This window comes from Chlorogloea sp. CCALA 695, assembly GCF_003003885.1.
Classification (GTDB): Bacteria; Cyanobacteriota; Cyanobacteriia; order Cyanobacteriales; family Chroococcidiopsidaceae; genus Aliterella.
This window is the reverse complement of sequence record NZ_PVWN01000049.1, coordinates 1-20,349: the sequence shown is the minus strand read 5'-3', so window position 1 is coordinate 20,349 and position 20,349 is coordinate 1. Positions and strand designations below refer to the sequence as shown.

The following is a 20,349-nucleotide window of genomic DNA, read 5'->3' as shown; positions in this document are numbered from 1 at the left end:
TTTTGCAACGAATCCGGCAGCAGTTACTACTAAAAATCAAAAGTTACACCTTTCTGCCCGTTCTCTTTGGCTGATAAAATTAATTTTCACGTCGTTGAGGGCTGAAAACCATTGATATTAATGAAATTACGGCAACAGCCGAGTTTATGGTTAGTTACAAAAGTAGCAAGTATTTTTTTTATTATTTGTCTAATATTTATCCTCCATCGCTACTACACTTTTTACGCTTCCTTCGATCAAGGTATTTTTAATCAAGTATTTTGGAACGGTACTCACGGGCGAATGTTTCAAAGTTCCCTTTCTTCTAGTCTTTCTACTAATGTCGTTCACAATGGCGAAGTTCCAGAGGTGTTTTATCACCGTTTGGGGCAGCATTTCACCCCTGCTTTACTCCTATGGCTGCCGCTTTACCTCTTATTTCCTTCTCCTGCTACTTTGGCAGTTTTGCAAGTAATTTTAATTACGGCGGCGGGGTTTGTTCTTTATGGGTTAGCAAGACACTATTTAGAAGCACCCCTATCGGCGATGATTTGTGTCAGCTTCTACGGAGCTAATGCTGTAATTGGCCCTACGCTGTCCAATTTCCACGATCTAAGTCAAATTCCCTTATTTGTATTTGGGTTGCTGCTGGCAATGGAAAAACGCAAATGGCGGCTCTTTTGGCTGCTTGCAGTGTTAATTTTAACGGTGCGGGAAGATAGCGGGGTGGTGCTGTTTAGTATTGGTTTTTATTTAATTTTAAGCAAACGCTACCCTCAGATAGGGCTAATGGTTTGCACTCTTAGCCTAGGTTATATGCTAGTGCTGACTAATGCCATTATGCCGCTCTTTTCTGACGATATTTCCCGGCGGTTTATGATCGAACGCTTTGGACATTTCACCGATAAAGAAGAAGCAACTACTTTAGATATTATTTGGGCAATTGTTAGCCAACCGGGGCAGTTGTTGGTACATTTATTTTCACCTTTTGCCACCAAAGTCAAGTATTTACTCGGTCATTGGCTACCTTTAGCTTTTATCCCGGCGGTTTCTGGCACAGCTTGGCTAGTGGCGGGGTTTCCATTGCTGCAAATCTTTCTCCAGCAAGGAGAATCAAGATTAGCAATTACAATTCGCTATGCTTTAACGGTAGTTCCTGGGCTATTTTATGGTGCAATACTTTGGTTAGCGCATCACCCTAAACAATTTAAGCCATCGTTTCAACGTTTTTGGACAGTTTGCATTGGTTTGTCCTTAATATTTACTCTGACTTCAAACCCTAGTCGGACTTTTTATTTTATCATTCCCGACTCGATTCAACCCTTGGTATACGTGTCTTTACCTCAGCAATGGCATCATGTCGCCCAAGCGCGTAAGCTTTTAGACCAAATTCCCGTCGGTGCTAGTGTATCGGCATCTACTTACCTTATTCCCCCTCTTTCGAGCCGTCGAGAAATTTTGCGGTTTCCGGCGCTGCAACTGCGTAATGATGCTGGGAACGTTGTAAGTATAGAGTATGCGATCGCAGACCTTTGGCAATTACAACAATACCAAGCCGCGTTTAAGGGCGATCGCCAACTATTAGTAGACTATAGGGCGATAATTAATCAAGTTTTAAGCGATCATCAATACGGAATTATTGATTATGCTGATGGTGTAGTATTGCTCAAAAAAGCCGCGTTATCTTCTAATCAAGCTCTAACTAATTGGTTAGCCTACCAAAAGCAACTCAAAGCAACCAATCAGCCTTAATCTTTTAGATTACCAATTACCAATTACCAATCACCCATTACCTAAAATCAATATATATTTAGAAATATTTGTAGGTTTGTGGTCGATGAAGATTTTGGTACTAACGTGGGAGTTTCCACCGCGAATTGTAGGCGGAATTGCTCGCCATGTAGCGGAATTGTATCCAGAAATTGTCAACTTAGGGCATGAAGTCCACTTAATTACTGTAGAATTTGGCGCAGCGCCAATGTACGAAGTAGTAGACGGGGTAAAAGTACATCGCGTTAGCGTTGCTGCAAGTAATGACTTTTTCCATTGGATAGTCAATTTAAACGACAGCATGGGCAATCATGGCGCTAAATTGATGTTGGAAGAAGGTGGTTTTGATTTAATTCATGCTCATGATTGGTTAGTGGGAGACGCGGCAATTTCTCTCAAGCACAACTTTAAAGTTCCACTAATTGCTACTATTCACGCTACCGAATTTGGGCGATACAATGGGCTTTACAACAACGAGCATTACTACATTTGTGGCAAAGAAAGGCTACTTGCTTACAATGCTTGGCGAGTGATTGTCTGTACGGACTATATGCGCCGTGAAGTAGCAAGAGCGCTACATAGTTCTTGGGATAAAGTAGATGTGATTTATAACGGGATTAGAGCCGAAAAAAAACAGCATCAAACAGATTTTGACTTCTGGAATTTCCGCCGTTATTTTGCAAGCGATCGCGAAACTATTGTCTACTATGTAGGGCGGATGACCCATGAAAAAGGTGTGGCGGTATTAATTAATGCTGCTCCCAAAGTTGCCGCCGCCATGGGCGGTGATGTCAAATTTGTAATTATTGGTGGCGGTAACACTGACAATTTACAACGCCAAGCTTGGGATTTAGGAGTTTGGGACAAGTTTTATTTTACGGGTTTCATGTCTGACGAAACTTTAGACAAATTTCAAACTGTAGCAGATTGCGCGGTTTTTCCTAGTTTGTATGAACCCTTTGGGATTGTAGCTTTAGAAAGTTTTGCCGCCCGTGTCCCTGTTGTAGTCTCCGATACGGGAGGTTTACCGGAAGTTGTACAACATACAAAGACAGGTATCGTCACTTATACAGGCAATGCTAATTCTTTAGCTTGGGGAATTTTGGAAGTATTAAAAAACCCTGGTTATAAACAGTGGTTAGTAGACAATGCTTACCAAGACTTAGCGCAGCGCTTTCAATGGAAAGACTTAGCACAGCAAACAGTGAGCGTTTACAATCGCGTATTACAAGAAAAGTCACAAACTGCTTGGTAAGATTCAACTAAATTCCGCAAAAAGGCGATTATTTAATCAATTTAGTTGTTCGATAGTGCCAGTTACCCCTTGACTACTTAAATACTGCTGCATTTCTACAGCCTTGGTGCGATCGCCAAAAGCTCCTACTTGCATCAACACTTTACCATTATTAAAAGTTCTAAAGGCTCCCGGCACAAGGCTTCGCACCTGGTCTTGTTGGCTTTTGCTATCGGCGGCTACTACTACCCGGTAACGTAAACCTAGGCTCGTTGCTTGAGTTGGCGGTAAGGGTGGGCTACCATCAACAGCAACGTTAGTATTTTGCACCACAGGTACTTTAGGTAATTTACGACTATCACCAACGGGAATATTGCCCCCAGGTACGGGTAATAGGTCTGCTTCGACAATTTGGGCAGATTGCAATACAGGTAAATTGTTGTCTATCGTTGCTGGCGGGTTAATTTGCCCAGAGACAATGGGCGGTGGGGGAATCTCAATTTGGGGAACACTCGCAAGATCGCTACCTTGAGCAGCCCTTGCAGTAACTTCAACAACTGGTACAAAGCTAGCTTTTTCTGGCGGCGGTACGATAATTTCAATACTTGTGGTAGATAGTGCGTTGCTACTAGAAAGGGTTGGCACTCTTGGGGGTGTAGGTAGCTGTCCAACTCCTAAAGATGCTGCTGGTAGCGATGGAGTTGTCCTCCCTAGGGGCGCTACTACAGGTCTAAGAGGCTGAGTGCTAACGCTGGGGACATTTTGGGCAATTTGGGGTTGAGTTGGGTTTATTGTGCCGCTCAAGTCTAAATTACCGCTAATGCGATCGCTCTCTAGTTGATTGCCAAAAGCTACCAATAGCTGTTTTGAAGCGCTGCTATTAATATCAAAACGTCCGTTTTGGCGAAATACATTTTTTCCGGGTTCGGCTTTTGTGCCTAAATCTGGCTGGCTAGTAGAAATTGCGACTAACCCATCTTCGGTATTTCCTTCAATAATATTACCGCGCAATACCGGGTGTGCATTCGCTTGGGTGATAATTCCAGAGCGATTTTGAATTATGCGATTATTTGTGATAATTGGCGCTGCTTTTTGGGCAATATTAATGCCAAACCCAGTTTTTTCAAAAACATTTTCCTGAATTTCTGGTGCTGATGTACCGTAAATTGTCATCCCATTAGCGCCATTAAGGTAAAAATAATTGTTGCGAATTTTGGGCGCACTATTACCAGTAACAGAAATGCCATCGTGTTTATTGCCCGTAAAAGTATTGTCGCTTACCATAGGGCTACTCGACTCAATCCACAACCCATAACCACGCGGATTGTTATTTGTAATTGTCACTCCTGAAATAGCGGCATTATTTGCCCCCAACATTGTAATATTTTGCCTAGCAAAGGTACGGCTCATATAAGCACCGCCGCCATTGATCACAATATCGCGTCCCTTTGATGGAGAATTACCTTGAATCGATACCCCACTTTTGAGCATCAAAGGAAAGGTTTCCCCCGATTCGGCGCTATAAGTACCCGTCGCCAAAACAATTACACTATTATCTCCAGCTACTTGCAATGCTTGAGTAATCGTTTTAAAAGGCGTACCTTCGCTCCCGTTACCTGTAGGATTTCCGGCAGGATTTACAAATAGCTGATTTGCAGAAGTAGGTACTTGAGTAATCGAGTCAACACTCCTAAGCGGTGCAGCCAAGCTTAAATCAATACTGCACAATACAGTAACAGTAGTCAAGCATAATGCCGGAGCAATTAAATAATTACAATGTTTCACGATTTTAAAAAAATGGCTGGGATGATATAGGAAATTCACATTACTCCTTTAATCAATCTTTAAATTTACAATTGTGGCATTGTTTAAAGACAACAATCTAAAGCTGTTGGTTCGGGGCCAATGGAAAGTAGATTGTTTTAGGCTATTTACTAGCTTTTAAATAGCTGACGAATTATTTTATATTTGTTTTGGTTATACCGCCGATGTTAAATAAGATCAAGGGCTAAAAAAGTATTTATTTCTACTCTTTAGCGGAGGGTTTTTATATAGTTTCTGTAGGAAAAAGCTCCATCAATATTTGTCAAGGGTCTGTTACATCTTAGAAACAGTAACATTGACTGGTAAGATAAAAAAACTAATGCTTTTGTTTTGATGGTCAACAGACATAACCAGGGAGTACAAGTGCAGGCAAAGGTTTGTCGCATCTTGGATGCCAATTTAGATCGCGCCCGTGAAGGGTTGAGAATTATTGAAGAATGGTGTCGCTTTGGGATCAATAGCGCCCAATTGACTGATGAATGCAAGCAATTACGTCAAGAATTAGCTAGTTGGCATACTCCCGAACTACGAGCAGCACGAGATACACCAGGAGATCCGGGGACAGAATTAACCCACCCCCAAGAGCAACAACGGGATAGTATTGAGCAATTATTGCAAGTAAATTTTTCGCGCGCCCAAGAAGCTTTAAGGGTGTTAGAAGAATACGGCAAGCTTTATCATCCAACAATGGGCGGTGCATTTAAGCAAATGCGCTATCGGGTTTATACCCTTGAGAGCCAGTTGCTAGGCTACGGGCGGCAACAAATACTTGCAGAATCGAAGTTATATCTAGTTACGTCACCGAGCGATCGCCTATTTAATATTGTCGAATCGGCTTTGCAAGGTGGATTAACTCTAGTACAGTACCGCGACAAAACCACCGATGATCGCGCGCGCCACGCCACCGCCGAAAAACTCTGCCACCTTTGCCATCAATACGGGGCGTTATTTATAGTCAATGATCGCCTAGATATCGCCATGGCAGTAAACGCCGATGGCGTACATCTAGGGCAGCAAGACGCGCCGATTAGCGTAGCTAGAGAATTGCTAGGAGCGCAAAAAATTATTGGTAGCTCCACAACTAATCCCGAAGAAATGCAACAAGCCATCGAACAAGGGGCTGATTATATCGGTGTGGGGCCCGTCTACGAAACCCCCACAAAACCAGGTAAAGCCGCCTCCGGGTTAGATTACGTGCGCTACGCCGCTCAGTATGCAACAGTTCCCTGGTTTGCGATCGGGGGAGTAAATGTAAACAATATTAATGATGTAATTGGAGCCGGAGCCGAGCGAGTGGCGGTGGTACGGAGCTTAGTTCAAGCCCAGCAACCAACGTTAATAGTGCAGTATTTTTTAGCGCAATTAAATCGCCGTCCGTCAATGCGAAGTTTAGCCCCAGACTACTCAGATAATCATGCCTAAGGCGATCGCACTGCAAGTAAATGGCGAAACTTTTACCTGCAATGAAAGTTCGAGCTTACCGGAAGTGTTAGCCCAACTAGGATTTAACCCGCGCCTGGTAGCGGTAGAGTACAACGGCGAAATCCTCCATCGTCAGTTTTGGACAGATACCTTAATTCAAGCAGGCGATCGCTTAGAAGTTGTCACAATAGTCGGTGGTGGGTAAAAGTTGTTCGGTTATCTCCATAGGAAATCTCTCAATAAGATCGATCCCCTAGAAGGATGAGAAACGATAAATTAGAAAGGTAGCCTTGAATTGAAGGTAAAAACTCCATCAAAGAGTTTCTGCTGTTCTGGTGTGGATTGGCAAAGATTCTCTAAAAATCGGCAGCCAAAGCTAGATGTCCACTACCAACCAACTGTTTTTTAGGAAATCTGTTATGCGTAACAAACTGCTTTCGGTAATCAAACCACTTTTAAAACCTTTATTTGTACTCGGTCTAATCGTTACTTTGGCGTTAGGACACGCTGACGGAGCCTTAGCGGCTCGTGGTAGCGGGGGGCGGATTGGTGGTGGCTCTTTTAGAGCGCCTAGCCGTAGTTACTCCTCTCCTAGCCGTACTTACGCTCCTCCCGGTGGTGGATATGGCTATGGCTACCCCGGCGGTGGCTTTGGCGGTGGCTTTGGCTTTCCCTTTGTCTTTCCCTTCTTAGGGATTGGTGGCGGTTTTGGCGGTTTGTTTACAATTTTAGTTGTCGGGGCGATCGCTAATTTCTTGATGCAGAGCTTCAGGCGTGCTAATGGTGGCGAAGACGAAGCTCAGTATGGTAGCAATCCCAGCGTTTCAATTAATCGCTTGCAAGTAGGTATGCTGGCTAACGCTCGACAGTTGCAAGCGGAACTTAACCACATCGCCGAAACGGCTGATACAAACTCCCCTGAAGGACGCGCCGAAGTATTGCAAGAAACCTCTCTAGCTCTATTGCGCCACCCCGAATACTGGTCTTACGCGGCAGGAAATAGCCAAAAAGCGCTATTAGGTGCGGCAGAGTCGCAGTTTAATCGCTTGTCGTTAGCGGAACGGAGCAAGTTTACCGAAGAAACCCTTTCTAATTTCAACAACCAGCTAAAAGGCGCAACTCCTAACATTTTGCCAGGAGTGGAAGTTGGGGGAGCTTTAGACAATCCAACTCGTTTAATTAGTGAAGGGCCTGGAGAATATATTGTTGTTACCCTCTTGGCGGCAACTTTGGGCAATTTAGAAATGCCACAAATTAACAGCGCTGAAGATTTGCGCCAAGCACTGCGAGTTTTGGGCGGCTTGTCTAGCGATCGCTTACTAGCGATTGAAGTGCTTTGGACACCTCAAGCTGAAGGTGATACTCTAACAGCAGATGACTTGTTAGCTGAGTATTCTGACCTCAAACTTGTATAATTTAAACCTCTAGGTTAAAACTCCTCGTTGCTAAAAAAACGGGGAGTTTTAAATTAGGTGAGGGCGGGTACAGCTTAAATGGATATTAGTAGCAACGGAATAATAGATAATGTTTGGCAACCTCAAGCTTGACGGCAAAGAAAATAACTGGCGACACCAATTAAATAAGTTTGTCAAAGCAAATCAGCGAGAATTGGCGGCTTTATCGTGGGGATTTTCGCTAATAAAAGGCGATAGTCAAGATACCTTGGGCATTGATATTAAACCAACACCACATTTTATTGCTTGCCCAAAAGCGGATTTAGAAAAACTCAATCAAAATGTCAACGACCACATCCAAGAAATTTTAGGTGTAATTGATGGGCATCAAGCCGATAAAGAAGTGGTAATTATTGGCATTGGCAATAGTCAAATCAAGCTAATTCAATTTCAGAGCGAACCGCCGCCACCAATTTGCTATCAAGAAATTGCCGCCGAGTTTGATGCGTTAGTTGAGTTATTAGAGCAGCGAATGCTTGAGCAAATTCAAGAATAATTTTAGCATTGGTTAGTTAATGCCTATCGGTTTTACTTAAACTTGCGATCGATGCTATAGTTACAAAATATGTGGGTATGTAGCTCAGTGGATAGAGCATCAGATTCCGGTTCTGAGGGTCGGGGGTTCAAATCCCTCCATACTCGTTTTAACAAAAGCCTTGAAAGTCAACGAATTTACGTTACTTCAAGGCTTTTAAGTTGGTACAGTAAAAAACTTAAGTATAAAAATAATCAATAGATTAGGTATTTTTAGGTAACTTTAGAGCAATAATTGGGGTAGAGCATAAGATATTACCCCAATCTTACCCAATGTACTCTCAAAATACCCAACGTAAGTCTAGCAAAGGTTCTGTTCAAATCAAGAGTTCTAACGGTAGGTTGCAGCTAGTCTTTTCCTACGCTGGTAAGCGACATTATCTTTCCTTGGGATTGCCAGAAAACAAGGCGACTTTTAAGGTAGCTGAAGCTAAAGCTAAACTGATTGAGTCTGATATCGCCTATGATCGCTTTGATGAGACTCTGACTAAGTACAAGCCTCAATCAGCATTAAGTACCGTTACCCCAATTTTTACCCCAATCTCGGAGTTAAGCCTAAATATTCTATGGCAGCGATATACAGAATTTAAGCGCCCTAGTATCAGTCCCAATACTTTAGTTAAAGAGTTTGCTACGGTAGAACGCTGTATTGAGAAACATTTACCTACAACATCTTTAGATGACGCGGTGATAATTAGAGATTGGATTATTGCTAACAAATCTCCTGATGCTGCCAAGCGTCTTTTAACTCAGTTGGCTGCCTGCTGCGAGTGGGCTGTTAAATCTGGTTTTGTTTCTAAAAACCCATTTACAGGCATGGCGTTAGAAGTCAGACTACCGAAGAATCAATCCAACAATGACGTTAAGGAAATTGATTCGTTTACCGCAGAGGAACGAGATTCAATTATTCAAGCTTTTGAATCAAACCGATACTATCGCGGCTACGCGCCTTTTGTTGGTTTCTTGTTTGCCACTGGCTGTAGACCTAGTGAAGCGATCGCTTTAGAGTGGAAGCACATTACCAAAGATTTGCGGCGAATTAACTTTGAGCAATCAGCAATTATTTCTGAAGATGGGCTGATTTCTAGAAAAGGGTTAAAGACTCAAGAATCGCGCACATTCCCCTGTAATACCAAGCTTCAGAACCTATTAGAAGCTACCAAACCTGACAATTACCAACCAAACTCCTTAGTTTTTCCTAGTCCTGAAGGTAAGCTTATCGACTTCCATAACTTTCGCAACCGAGCGTGGAAGAACGTTTTAGAAAGCTTGCCACTAATTAGATATCGTAAACCATACCAAACTAGGCACACATTTATTACCTTGGCTTTAGAAAACGGTATGACTGTCCAAGACGTTGCAAGAATTTCAGGTAATAGCCCAGGTATGATTTACAAGCACTACGCAGGAAACCGTAGAGATTTATTTGTTCCTGAGTTTTAGATATCGAAATACTTTTAGAGATTCCCCATAACAAAGCTCCCAGAGGGGACTGGGAGCATTCAAAATTCTTAATAACTATCATGAATCAATCTGAATCCCAGAGCAACTACTTCAAAGTTCATCTACGTCTGCCTAATTTCGAGTTACTTCAAAAAGAAATCGCTGATCAACTCAAACCTTCCTTAGCAGGAGCAAAACAACTTCAAGCTGATTTTGCAAACAATCCGATATTTCAACAATTAGTAAAACAACACGAACCTAATCACAGCCCTCCTCAAACTTCTTCAGATGAAGTTAGTACGGAAGAAAAGCGTTATAAATCAACTGCCAGAATGGGCAAACTACAAACTGACATCCTTCTTCGGATAGCTCAGGAGGAACAAGAAGACAAACTTGTCCAATGGAGTCCATCAAAATGGTTTGGAACTTCTGAAACAACTGACTCACAAAGATCCTCATGGAGCAAGTCACTTAAAAAATTAGAAGCAAGAGGACTTGTAATAATTATCTCTGCTATTGATATAAATAAATTATCAATGAGTAAACAAGGAGCTAGAAAAACTTATGTAAAACTCACTCAATTGGGGCGCAAAGCGGTTGTAGTGGTTAACAAAAACTGTACGAGTAGTAAAAATTACTTCAATTCATGTTGTAGTGGTTAACAAAAACCAGTAGTGGCTAACAAAAGTAACATTCCCACGCTGTAATAATTCTGTAGTGGTTAATGTTGCTACTTTTGTATTGGCAAGGTAATCATGAGTACAGACGTACTTACTGGTATTAATCATTCATGGTTACTTTTTTGTTGGCAAAAGGGAAGCTGAACGTATTACAGGATTGAGTCATGAAACACTAAAAAAAATGCGTCTCAATGGTGACTTGAGGGAAAACATTGAGTGGGTTCGACAAAATCCAAGATGCATCCTCTACAACGCGCTCTTATTAAGTTCATTTATCCAAAATCGCAACCAGCCAGAACAACACGCGATCGCTGTAGAAAAATACCCAGCATCACTACCGCACAATCAACCCAAAACGCGGGGCAGAAAAGCAGCATAAAAAAATGGATACCTCGTCTGGGATCAATCTCGCCACCGCTAAACAGCTAGTGTTACAAGCACAAGCATCGGCATCAAGAATTGACCAAATTTGGTATCACACAATAAAACTATATAAACGAGTTTAGCAAGGGTTGACGAGAGAAATAAGGGCGAGGTATCCAAATTACCTAAAAAGAGGATACTTCAAAATGCAACAAATCTCAGTTAATAGTTTAACCCAAAACGATTCAATATTAAGCGATTGGTCGCTTAAACTTAGAGACTATCAGCAAGCTTTAATCGACAAAATCGAATCTCACTGGAACGCTGGGAGGTTCGGGGTTTTAGCTCAGTCTCCTACAGGATCAAGAAAGCGAGTCATCTTCACCTATTTAGCCTTGGAAGCCTTAAGGATTAGAGAATCAATACTTGTAATCGTTCCCAAAATTGAGCTACTTAACCAAGCTATTGCTGACTTAGAGAAATTCTTAGGCTTACCCATTGGCATTATCAAGCACGGAATCAAGCCAAATCCTTATAGTCGTGTACAAGTAGCCACAATTCAATCACTAACTAGGCGACAATTGCCCAAAGCTGATTTAGTGATTCTAGATGAGGCTCATCATGCCGCCGCGCCTACTTATAGCAAAACCATCGCTTACTACAGGCAGCAGGGAGCTAAGATACTTGGACTAACAGCAACTCCTTTGAGAGTAGATGGGCGAGGCTTAAGATATCTGCATGAAGGAGTATTAGGGTTTGACGCGCTGGTTACTGGCGAATCGGTTAAAAACCTCACTGAGCAAGGCTATCTTTGCCCATTTAAAATATTTGCTGGCAGTAACTTACTTGACCCCAAAGCGGCGGGAATTTCTCCTAAAGCTGGCGACTATTCCCAATCAGAACTAGAAGATTATGCCGGGAGTGTACTGCTAACCGGGGAGATTATTGACACCTGGGAGAAACACGCCCAAGGTAAGCGCACTGTGCTTTATCCGGTATCAGTTGAGCTATCTAAGCAATACTGTCAACAGTCCGATTAGTCGTGAGTTACTTCAATTGGATTTGGCAGCACCGTCTATTTAAAACGACCCCGGCGTGGCGTGCAGAGCTAACTAACCGACCTTGGACTTGGCACGATATCGTTACTTATCCAACAATCCTTTGATTCACTACCGCAAAGTCCGCGAACAAGCCCAAAAAAACCGCAGTATTCAAGGTTAATGATTATTGACTTCTCAAGCCGTGAAAGATACTTGCAATGCTAGTACCGAGCCTTAAGGGTTCTGTGATTACAAATGTACCAATGGGAGCAAAAGACATTTAGCCGTTGATATTCTAGGTTTGCCGTTTTTTACGTAAAGCTCGCCTCGATGCGAATCCTTCCTCCGGCAGACTTTACCCACAGCATTAAAGCTAGTGTGTCTGACGATCAAGGCTTGCTCGATATATGGCGTGCAATCATAAAATAGATAACGTAGTAGCAGCGATCGCGCTGATTTACTTAGAAATTGCTAATCGTAATGTTAGGGTAGGAAAAAATAAGCTCAAAGCATCACATTTATGACTATTGCCGTCTCTGTGCAAAACGTCCGCAAGGTTTATAACGATGCTCCGGTAGTTAGCGATTTATCCTTTACAATTCAATCTGGGGAAATGTTTGGTTTACTTGGGCCTAATGGTGCAGGCAAATCTACTACTATTCGGATGCTGACAACTTTAACTAAACCTACTCAAGGACACATTGAAGTAGCAGGGTTTGATCTAAAGCGTCAACCATTGCAAGCAAAGCAAAATATCGGTGTAGTTTTGCAGCAAACCAGTGTAGACGCTGATTTAAGCGTGTGGGAAAACATGGAGTTGCACGGGCGGTTGCATCACATTCCCAACCCCCAACGCCAACAATCAATCAATCGCTGGCTAGAATATGTAGAATTAATTGAGCGGCGCAAGGATTTAGTTAAAACGCTTTCCGGTGGCATGAAACGCCGCTTGCAGATTGCAAGAGCGCTATTACATGAACCAAAAATATTATTTTTAGATGAACCTACCGTAGGTTTAGATCCGCAGACAAGACGGCGATTGTGGGAGATTATTAAGGGCTTAAATAAGCAGGGAATGACAATGTTACTCACAACTCACTACATGGATGAAGTAGAGTATCTGTGCGATCGCATTGGCATTATGGACGGCGGTAAACTGATTTCTAATGGTACTCTGCAACAACTAAAATCCCAGTATGGCGAAGGGCTAGTAATGAAACAAGTAGGCGATCGCTGGGAGTATAAGTTTTTTGCCGATTTAACCGACGCAAACGCTTATCTAGAAAACCAGCCTGACAAAACAGGAATGATGGTACGCCCAGCCAACTTAGAAGATATTTTTGTTGAACTAACAGGGCGACAACTTGATTAGTTACTTCTGAAACTGTCTTAACGCAGCTTCAGCTTTTTGTAAGCCTTCTACTTGTCCTCTTTGCTTATACAGTTCACGAGCGCGGCTAAAAGCTGCGATCGCCTCCGGTGCTTGTTGCTGTTGTTGCAAAGCTACACCCAAACTATAGTAAGCATTACCGTTTTGCGGAGATAGGATAATTAGCCGCTTGTAAGCTCTGATTGCTGGCTTTATTTCTCCCCTGGCTAGTAAAATATTTCCAATCCCTTCTTGGGCTGTAACTAAGTTAGGCTGTACGGTTAAAGCTCTTTCGTAAGCCAGCAAAGCATTATCTAAGTCCTGCTGTTCTAATAGTAGGTTGCCAATTACTAAATGAACTTTAGCATTACCTGGTTCTAAAACAGCTACTTGCTGTAACGTCAAGAATCTAGCTGTATCGTTACCCTGTTTGCCCCAAGCATCGGCTAACGATAATAGTACATTACTGTTATTGGGGTCTATTTTTGCGGATTTTTGCAATACAGAAATCGCTTCCATTGAGCGCCCTTGTCTCAATAATATCTCTCCGAGTAAGCCGTAAGCACTAGCATTGTCAGGATCGAAGGCTAAAGCTTCTTTGTAAGCTGCGATCGCGCCATTGTAGTTTCCTTGACGTAACATAATCACCCCAAGTCCCAAGTGAGCATTAGGGTTATTTTGATCTAGCTCTATAGTACGACGATAAGCTTGGGCTGCTCCGGCGTTTTCTCCTAGTTTCCCTAAACTATAAGCTAAAGCATAGTAGAAGTCTGGATTTTCTGGTTCTAGTGCCACTGCTTGACGATAAGCTACGGCGGCGGCAGAAAAATCCCCTTTTAACCCTTGTAAGTAGCCAATACCAGAATAAATACGGGGATTATTTTTCTCTAGTTTTGCGGCTTTTTGATATAGTGCGATCGCTCCTGACCAGTTGCCAGCATCTACCAGTTTACGACCTTGCTCTAGCAATTTGTTTAACTGTTGATTAGTTGCTTGCTGGCTCTTCTTTTCTTGTGCTGCTAGTATCTCGGCCGTCGCTACCGTTGGTGCTAGGGCAGCAATACTTCCTAGTAGCACTAAACTAATTCCTAATAATCTTGACTTTTGCACGATTCTACAACCTATAGTTCTTTATGCCTTTACAAATTTTTACAGTTCTTACAAGGGTTTTTATATTAAATCAGAAATCGGTAGTTTTGGAAACTGTATAGGTTAGATTGGCTTAATTTAGTTAAATAACAATCAAATAATTACGTAGTTATTGTTACTCAAAAATTTATTAATCAAAAGTGTAAGCTCATTTATAAGTTAGCCTTTTGCTAGCCCAGAGGCGATCCAATCAGTTTAAAAAGCTCTTGGTAGCGATCGCACAAGGAAAGTAAATTATTGCCAATATAAGCAATTGTTGGAAATTATAAAACGACTAAAACTAGACATTTATGTGCAAATAAAAACTTAAATAATTATCCAAAAAACTTAGTTATGTCTAAAGGTAGACAATTAAAGTATTTCTAGTGATAGATAGTGGATTTATGGATTTTGTAATTAAATGAAAATCTGAAGTGAAAAAATTAAGCAATCCTTACAAATAATTAAAAAGGAAAATTGAGTTATGTCTTACGTAAATAGACCAATTGATGATGTAATTCCTGAACAAGGAATTGTTGCAAATAGAGCAGTAGATTATCATGATCGCGTCCGATGGGGGCCAATCCTCTCAGGATTAGTTATAGCCTTAGCAACTCAGTTAGTCTTAACAGCATTAATTGGCGCAATAGCTTCAAGCTTTATTTCTGATTCTGGCGCACCTAGATCGAATGCTGACAATGCCGGAGCTACTGCTGGTATCAGTGCAATTATTGCATTACTAATTTCTTTATTTGTAGGTGGATGGTTTACCGCCCAAGCTTGCGGCCCCATGAACCGGAAAACAGCTTTACTCAATGGCACAATTTTGTGGGCAACAACTTTAGCTCTTAGCTCCTGGTTACTAGCAAGTGGAGTTAGCGGTGCTTTTGGTCTTGCGACCAATGCCGCCAGTAACGCTGCGGGGGCAATTGCCGACCAAGTACAACAACAAGGTGGAGTCAATGTACCTCCAGCGCCAAATGTGACTGCAAATGATACCCGTGCGATCGCTGAGGGAGCGTCAAAAGGATTATGGTCTTTTGTATTTGGTTCTTTACTAGGTTTGGCGGCTGCTATGATTGGCTCTGCCGCAGGCGCTCGTACTCCAAAAAGAGACTATTAATTCCTGTAACTGCTAAAAGTAATTCAAGAATTTAGACAGCACTTTGTAAAAGGTGCTGTTTTGTTTTGCAAGGGTAAAACTTCAAGTCACAATATTATTAGGTCAAAGTTTTACTATCTTCTTTTAGGCAAATGTATCAAACCAACCCGCCACTCGATCCTAAAAAGTTTTTGCCGACGATGTACGATCTTAAGAGCGAAGATCCACAGGAGCCAGGTTTGCCGGATGAATTTCATGACTATCAACCCCAACTATTAAGAGAAACATTTTGTCCGCCTAATTACCCTGAAGATAAGATTTTTACAGGTAGCGACTTAAAGTTGTATTACAACGTGCGTCAGTCAGCTTGGTACAAACGCCCGGATTGGTTTGCGGTGGTAGATGTAGATAGGCTCTACGAATTAAAAGAGTTAAGAACGAGCTATGTAACTTGGATTGAAGGAGTCAACCCTTTTGTGGTGGTGGAGCTACTTTCACCCGGTACAGAAAAAGAAGATTTAGGTCAGACTATACGGGAAGCAAATCAACCCCCGACTAAATGGGAAGTCTACGAGCGAATTTTGCGTGTACCTTATTACTTTGTATTTAGCCGCTATACAAATCAGTTAAAAGCCTTTCAGTTAGTAGGTAGTAGTTACACAGGGTTAGAGTTGAATGAACAGCGAGTATGGATAGATGAAATTAAATTAGGTTTAGGAGTTTGGCAAGGAAGTTATCAAAAGATAACAGAGCAATGGTTGCGCTGGTACGATGCCGCAGGTAATTGGATTTTGACCCCAGAAGAAGCCCAAAGGCAACAGGCTGGACAAGTCGCAGTAGAAAGGCAACGCGCCGAACGAGAAAAGCAACGCGCCGACAGATTATTAGCACAATTACGCGCTCTTGGGGTTGAACCTGATGAGAACTTTTAGCCAAAATAATAAGCCAGGTTGCTAAATTTGTGATGAAAATGATTTTGCGAGATCAAAGCCAGTGTAGAGACGTTGCGGTGCAACGTCTCCATTACACGAAAATTCATACACCTAATTAACAACGTCTAAAAAGCGATCGCACTGCCTGTAAACTTATTAAGCGCTAAAATATTTAGCTGTTGGGTGGTAGGCAATGATCGCCGTTGTAGACTGTTCGGGATATAGTTGTTCGCTCTCATCCATATGTAGTTTGATGCGATCGCTCTTGAGCAAATCTAATAATTTATATTGATCTTGCATATTTGGACAAGCTGGATAGCCAAAACTGTAACGAGAACCTGGGTAGCGTTGAGCTAAAATATCTCGAATATTAGTCGGTTCTTCTCCCAATCCCAACTCGCGCCGAATCCGAACGTGTACCCATTCAGCTAATGCTTCAGCTACCGATACTGCTAACCCGTGAAAATAAAGGTAATCTGTGTACTTATGCTCCTCAAATAATGATTTAGCAAACTCGGTTGCAACTTCTCCCACTGTCACCGCCTGCATCGGAAATACATCCATAATCCCCGATTCTACCGGAGCAAAAAAGTCAGCAATACATAATCGTCTCAATGACTTTTGACGCGGAAACTCAAATATAGCGATTTTTTCCGTCGTTTCTGGCTCGTAAATATACAAGGAATTTTCCTCGGATTGACAAGGAAAATACCCATAAATTAGTTGAGGATGCAGCAACTTTTCTTCAATTACTCGCTGTTTCCATTGCACCAAAACTGGGTAAACCTTTTCCTCCAAAAACGCCTCATATTCTTCCTTAGACTGTTCTCTGGGCTTGCGGAACTGCCACTGTCCGGCAATTAAGGCTTGTAAGTCCAAATACCCAAAAACCTCCTCTAAATCGATATCACTACCCTGTAATAATTTAGTTCCCCAAAATGGCGGCGTAGGGCGTTTTATGTCTACTTCTACCGCTTCAGAGCGGCGCGTGTCTAAAGGTATGTTTTCGGCTTCAACGACAGGTTCAGCGACTTCTACAGCTTGCTTATGACCATTTTCTTCTACTTTTTCCGCCATGCCATTTAAAAAGCCCGTGCGATCGCTCCATTGCTCTTGCGACTTAGCAGGCATCAATTTGTCCATAAAATGCAGGTCAGAAAAGGCATCTTTGCCGTAAATCACCTGACCGTTGTATGCGTTTTGACAATCCTCATAGACAAATTTGGGTGTAAGCGCCGCACCGCCTAAAATCACCGGGGTAGTAATACCGCGATCATTAAATACTTGTAAGTTTTCTTTCATGAAAGCAGTAGATTTAACTAATAAACCGCTCATAGCAATACAATCGGCTTCGTGTTGCAAGCAAGCATCAATAATCGTATCTACAGGTTGTTTGATGCCTAGATTAACTACTTTGTAGCCATTATTTGACAAAATAATATCGACAAGATTTTTGCCGATATCGTGGACATCACCTTTAACGGTAGCAATTACTACTGTACCTTTAGCACTGCGATCGCCTGCTTTTTTCTCCATAAACGGCTCTAAAAATGCTACCGCCGCCTTCATAGTCTCCGCAGACTGCAATACAAAAGGCAATTGCATCTGTCCCGAACCAAATAATTCGCCCACAACTTTCATGCCATCTAGCAAGAAAACGTTGATAATCTCTAAAGGTGGATGAGTTTCTAATGCTCTTTTTAGCTGTTCTTCTAAACCAATCCTTTCACCGTCGATGATGTGACGCTTCAATCGTTCTTCTACGGGGAGGTTTTCGTCTTCAGTGCGATCGCGTTTTGTAGTCGCCCCTTCAAACAATGTCGTTAATTGAGTCAAAGGATCGTATACGCAGATATCCCCATCAAATTTGCGCTCGTCAAAAATCAACTGACGGCAAACTTCCTGATGCTTGTCTTCAATTCGCGCCAAAGGTAAAATCTTACTGGCGCTAACAATTGCTGCATCCATTCCTGCGGCGGTTGCATAGTGCAGAAACATCGAATTTAGCACAACTCGCGCGGCAGGGTTCAAGCCAAAAGAAACGTTAGAAACACCCAAAATAACGTGACATCCGGGCAATTCTTGCCGAATTCGCTTAATAGATTCAATAGTAGCGCTGCCATTAGCTCTATCTTCCTCAATCCCGGTAGAAATCGGTAAAGCTAAAGCATCAAAGAATATTTCGTAAGGAGCAATACCATATTCTACCGCTTGATGATAAGCACGGCTTGCGATCGCAAACTTTTTATCTGCTGTTCGCGCCATCCCATCCTCATCAATTGTCCCAATTACTATTCCCGCGCCATACTTTTTCGCCAACTCCAGCACTTTCAAAAACCGGGGTTCGCCATCTTCGTAGTTAGTAGAATTAAGCAAACACTTACCACCAGCAACCTTTAACCCCGCCTCCATTTTTTCCCATTCGGTAGAGTCAAGCATCAAAGGTAAAGTCGCACTGGTTACTAGACGCGATGCTAGTTCGTGCATATCGCGCACCCCATCACGTCCCACATAATCGACGTTGACATCTAATATATGCGCCCCTTCTTTAACTTGGGCTTTTCCTAAAGCTACAAGTCCGTCCCAATCTTCTGCATTCAATAAATCGCGGCATTTTTTGGAACCACTAGCATTAAGACGTTCGCCGACAATCAAAAATGAGTTATCTTGCTCGTAAGGCTGGGCGCTATAGATAGAAGCCGCCGCAGGTTCGTATTGAATTTGTCGCTCTTTAGGTTGTAAAGTTGTGCCTATTTCAGCTAGTTTTTGAATATGATCGGGTTTTGTCCCGCAACAACCGCCAATTACCTGCACTCCCAAGTCTTCAATAAAGTGCATCAACGCCATTTTTAATTCCATTGGCGTTAATTTATAATGAGCGTGACCGCCAATATTTTCTGGCAAACCAGCGTTAGGAATACAAGAAACCACAAAAGGGGAATGCTGAGATAGGTACTTGATATGTTCCGCCATGCGATCGGGGCCAGTGGCACAATTTAGCCCTAATATATCGATGGGGTAAGGCTCCAAAATTGACAATACAGCGCCGATTTCTGTACCTACAAGCATTGTCCCTTGGACTTCCATTGTCACCGACACCATTAAGGGTCTTCTTTCACCCTTGCGCTGAAAAACCTGTTCAATTCCATTTAGCGCCGCTTTTATTTGCAAGACATCTTGACAAGTCTCGACGATAAATAAATCCACCCCGCCGTCATATAGCCCTTCCGCTTGCTCTGCAAAGGCAGATTCTAAAGAGTCATAATCAATATGTCCCAAAGTTGGTAACTTAGTACCAGGCCCAATCGAACCTGCTACAAATCGAGGTTTTTCGGGTGTAGAAAATTCGGAAGTAACGCTTTTAGCGAGTTCTGCGGCGGCTTTATTGAGACTATAAGCCTGGTCGCCTAGGTCGTACTCAGCAAGTACAATTGACGTGCCGCCAAACGTATCTGTTTCAATGACATCTGCGCCAGCAATTAGAAAGTCACGATGTACTGTTTTCACAGATTCAGGTTTAGTATGTACCAAATACTCGTTGCATCCTTCGTACTCTGCACCGCCAAAGTCTTCCGCAGTCAAGTTTTGCGTTTGTAAAGATGTACCCATTGCTCCATCAAATACAATTACTGGGCGACTTTTACTATGAAGGCGAGAAAGGAAGAGACTATTCATAATTTGGCGACTATATAAGTATTTGAGCTAGGCTTTGGCTAATTAACTTATTATATTCTGCAAACTTTCTAGTTTTTTTGTTACAAACCAAAAACTAAGTATTAATTTGCACTCTAACTTATTCTGCGCCGGGATTGAGTTGGATCATTTCTTCAGTTGTATAAGTACCTACGGGACTCCAAATAATATTAAGGAAGGGTAGGGCTACGAAAGTAATGATAATTGCTAGAGTAGGGACAGAATTTAATATTCAATGATATTCGATCTTGAATCCCACCCGTACCTCTGCTCAAATCGTCAAAAACGGGCGAATCCATAACAGTAAACAACGATTTTTGTGTAGAGAGTGTAGGCGACAATTTGTGCAACAACCGACACGGAAAATAATTGACGCAGCTAG

The 20,349-nt window shown here is 42.2% G+C and carries 17 protein-coding genes, 1 tRNA gene and 1 pseudogene; 16 read left to right on the top strand and 3 right to left on the bottom strand.

Annotated elements, in window-relative coordinates; genetic code table 11:
* The first annotated feature begins 120 nt into the window (after nucleotides 1-120).
* Together C7B70_RS19210 and C7B70_RS19205 are read left to right on the top strand one after the other, a co-directional pair.
* Nucleotides 121-1,731 (top strand): DUF2079 domain-containing protein, encoded by a 1,611-nt coding sequence (locus C7B70_RS19210; protein ID WP_106370616.1) that lies wholly within the window; start codon nucleotides 121-123, stop codon nucleotides 1,729-1,731.
* 85 nt (nucleotides 1,732-1,816) lie between these two features.
* On the top strand, nucleotides 1,817-3,004 hold the full coding sequence (locus tag C7B70_RS19205) for a glycosyltransferase family 4 protein (RefSeq protein WP_106370615.1): 1,188 nt from the start codon (nucleotides 1,817-1,819) through the stop codon (nucleotides 3,002-3,004).
* Between the two features lie 36 nt (nucleotides 3,005-3,040).
* Here the strand turns inward: C7B70_RS19205 and C7B70_RS19200 are convergent, their stop codons facing one another.
* Nucleotides 3,041-4,768 carry a DUF1565 domain-containing protein gene (locus C7B70_RS19200; RefSeq protein ID WP_233220998.1) on the bottom strand — a complete coding sequence of 576 codons (1,728 nt, stop codon included), beginning with the start codon at nucleotides 4,766-4,768 and terminating at the stop codon, nucleotides 3,041-3,043.
* 372 nt (nucleotides 4,769-5,140) lie between these two features.
* On the opposite strand from C7B70_RS19200, the gene C7B70_RS19195 reads away from it, so the two are divergent.
* The 11 genes from C7B70_RS19195 to C7B70_RS19150 all read left to right on the top strand — a co-directional run bounded on the left by C7B70_RS19195 (nucleotide 5,141) and on the right by C7B70_RS19150 (nucleotide 13,115).
* Nucleotides 5,141-6,229 carry a thiamine phosphate synthase gene (locus C7B70_RS19195; protein ID WP_106370613.1) on the top strand — a complete coding sequence of 363 codons (1,089 nt, stop codon included), beginning with the start codon at nucleotides 5,141-5,143 and terminating at the stop codon, nucleotides 6,227-6,229.
* Complete coding sequence (gene thiS, locus C7B70_RS19190) at nucleotides 6,222-6,434, top strand: sulfur carrier protein ThiS (RefSeq protein WP_106370612.1); 213 nt, start codon at nucleotides 6,222-6,224, stop codon at nucleotides 6,432-6,434. Before C7B70_RS19195 ends, thiS begins: the two co-directional genes overlap by 8 nt.
* 214 nt (nucleotides 6,435-6,648) lie before the next feature.
* Nucleotides 6,649-7,644: a DUF1517 domain-containing protein gene (locus C7B70_RS19185; protein ID WP_106370611.1), complete on the top strand. Its 996-nt coding sequence runs from the start codon at nucleotides 6,649-6,651 to the stop codon at nucleotides 7,642-7,644.
* A gap of 109 nt (nucleotides 7,645-7,753) precedes the next feature.
* The gene (locus tag C7B70_RS19180) at nucleotides 7,754-8,179 is read left to right on the top strand and encodes a hypothetical protein (protein WP_106370610.1); all 426 of its coding nucleotides are present in this window, start codon (nucleotides 7,754-7,756) and stop codon (nucleotides 8,177-8,179) included.
* 73 nt (nucleotides 8,180-8,252) lie between these two features.
* A tRNA-Arg gene (locus tag C7B70_RS19175) sits at nucleotides 8,253-8,325 on the top strand.
* A gap of 165 nt (nucleotides 8,326-8,490) precedes the next feature.
* Entirely contained in the window at nucleotides 8,491-9,660 is a 1,170-nt protein-coding gene (locus C7B70_RS19170) for a site-specific integrase (RefSeq protein ID WP_106370609.1), read from the top strand.
* Nucleotides 9,661-9,740: 80 nt separating this feature from the next.
* The gene (locus C7B70_RS19165) at nucleotides 9,741-10,322 is read left to right on the top strand and encodes a hypothetical protein (protein WP_106370608.1); all 582 of its coding nucleotides are present in this window, start codon (nucleotides 9,741-9,743) and stop codon (nucleotides 10,320-10,322) included.
* A 199-nt stretch (nucleotides 10,323-10,521) separates the two neighbouring features.
* Entirely contained in the window at nucleotides 10,522-10,719 is a 198-nt protein-coding gene (locus tag C7B70_RS19160; protein WP_233220997.1) for a hypothetical protein, read from the top strand.
* Between the two features lie 4 nt (nucleotides 10,720-10,723).
* Nucleotides 10,724-10,846 (top strand): hypothetical protein, encoded by a 123-nt coding sequence (locus C7B70_RS28440; protein ID WP_255409354.1) that lies wholly within the window; start codon nucleotides 10,724-10,726, stop codon nucleotides 10,844-10,846.
* A gap of 63 nt (nucleotides 10,847-10,909) precedes the next feature.
* On the top strand, nucleotides 10,910-11,743 hold the full coding sequence (locus C7B70_RS19155) for a DEAD/DEAH box helicase (RefSeq protein ID WP_106370606.1): 834 nt from the start codon (nucleotides 10,910-10,912) through the stop codon (nucleotides 11,741-11,743).
* Between the two features lie 520 nt (nucleotides 11,744-12,263).
* Entirely contained in the window at nucleotides 12,264-13,115 is an 852-nt protein-coding gene (locus tag C7B70_RS19150; protein ID WP_106370605.1) for an ABC transporter ATP-binding protein, read from the top strand.
* Here C7B70_RS19150 and C7B70_RS19145 read toward each other — a convergent pair whose 3' ends face one another.
* A complete protein-coding gene (locus tag C7B70_RS19145; RefSeq protein WP_106370604.1) occupies nucleotides 13,116-14,222 on the bottom strand; it encodes a tetratricopeptide repeat protein in 1,107 nt (368 codons plus the stop codon).
* A 502-nt stretch (nucleotides 14,223-14,724) separates the two neighbouring features.
* Between C7B70_RS19145 and C7B70_RS19140 the strand changes: the two genes are divergently transcribed.
* Both C7B70_RS19140 and C7B70_RS19135 read left to right on the top strand, forming a co-directional pair.
* Nucleotides 14,725-15,363, top strand: a complete 639-nt coding sequence (locus C7B70_RS19140; protein ID WP_106370603.1) for a hypothetical protein — start codon at nucleotides 14,725-14,727, stop codon at nucleotides 15,361-15,363.
* Between the two features lie 131 nt (nucleotides 15,364-15,494).
* Nucleotides 15,495-16,274: a Uma2 family endonuclease gene (locus tag C7B70_RS19135; protein ID WP_106370602.1), complete on the top strand. Its 780-nt coding sequence runs from the start codon at nucleotides 15,495-15,497 to the stop codon at nucleotides 16,272-16,274.
* A gap of 156 nt (nucleotides 16,275-16,430) precedes the next feature.
* On the opposite strand, the gene metH is transcribed toward C7B70_RS19135, so the two are convergent.
* Nucleotides 16,431-19,949 carry a methionine synthase gene (gene metH / locus C7B70_RS19130; protein ID WP_106370601.1) on the bottom strand — a complete coding sequence of 1,173 codons (3,519 nt, stop codon included), beginning with the start codon at nucleotides 19,947-19,949 and terminating at the stop codon, nucleotides 16,431-16,433.
* Nucleotides 19,950-20,215: 266 nt separating this feature from the next.
* Between metH and C7B70_RS28435 the strand changes: the two are divergent.
* Nucleotides 20,216-20,349 (top strand): annotated as a pseudogene (locus C7B70_RS28435) (IS1 family transposase); the annotation flags it as partial.

Bases quoted from the DNA above. Each gene is read 5' to 3' on its own strand.
- C7B70_RS19210 (WP_106370616.1), top strand. From the start codon at position 121: ATGAAATTACGGCAACAGCCGAGTTTATGGTTAGTTACAAAAGTAGCA.
- C7B70_RS19205 (WP_106370615.1), top strand. From the start codon at position 1,817: ATGAAGATTTTGGTACTAACGTGGGAGTTTCCACCGCGAATTGTAGGC.
- C7B70_RS19195 (WP_106370613.1), top strand. From the start codon at position 5,141: ATGGTCAACAGACATAACCAGGGAGTACAAGTGCAGGCAAAGGTTTGT.
- thiS (WP_106370612.1), top strand. From the start codon at position 6,222: ATGCCTAAGGCGATCGCACTGCAAGTAAATGGCGAAACTTTTACCTGC.
- C7B70_RS19185 (WP_106370611.1), top strand. From the start codon at position 6,649: ATGCGTAACAAACTGCTTTCGGTAATCAAACCACTTTTAAAACCTTTA.
- C7B70_RS19180 (WP_106370610.1), top strand. From the start codon at position 7,754: ATGTTTGGCAACCTCAAGCTTGACGGCAAAGAAAATAACTGGCGACAC.
- C7B70_RS19170 (WP_106370609.1), top strand. From the start codon at position 8,491: ATGTACTCTCAAAATACCCAACGTAAGTCTAGCAAAGGTTCTGTTCAA.
- C7B70_RS19165 (WP_106370608.1), top strand. From the start codon at position 9,741: ATGAATCAATCTGAATCCCAGAGCAACTACTTCAAAGTTCATCTACGT.
- C7B70_RS19160 (WP_233220997.1), top strand. From the start codon at position 10,522: ATGCGTCTCAATGGTGACTTGAGGGAAAACATTGAGTGGGTTCGACAA.
- C7B70_RS28440 (WP_255409354.1), top strand. From the start codon at position 10,724: ATGGATACCTCGTCTGGGATCAATCTCGCCACCGCTAAACAGCTAGTG.
- C7B70_RS19155 (WP_106370606.1), top strand. From the start codon at position 10,910: ATGCAACAAATCTCAGTTAATAGTTTAACCCAAAACGATTCAATATTA.
- C7B70_RS19150 (WP_106370605.1), top strand. From the start codon at position 12,264: ATGACTATTGCCGTCTCTGTGCAAAACGTCCGCAAGGTTTATAACGAT.
- C7B70_RS19140 (WP_106370603.1), top strand. From the start codon at position 14,725: ATGTCTTACGTAAATAGACCAATTGATGATGTAATTCCTGAACAAGGA.
- C7B70_RS19135 (WP_106370602.1), top strand. From the start codon at position 15,495: ATGTATCAAACCAACCCGCCACTCGATCCTAAAAAGTTTTTGCCGACG.
- metH (WP_106370601.1), bottom strand. From the start codon at position 19,949: ATGAATAGTCTCTTCCTTTCTCGCCTTCATAGTAAAAGTCGCCCAGTA.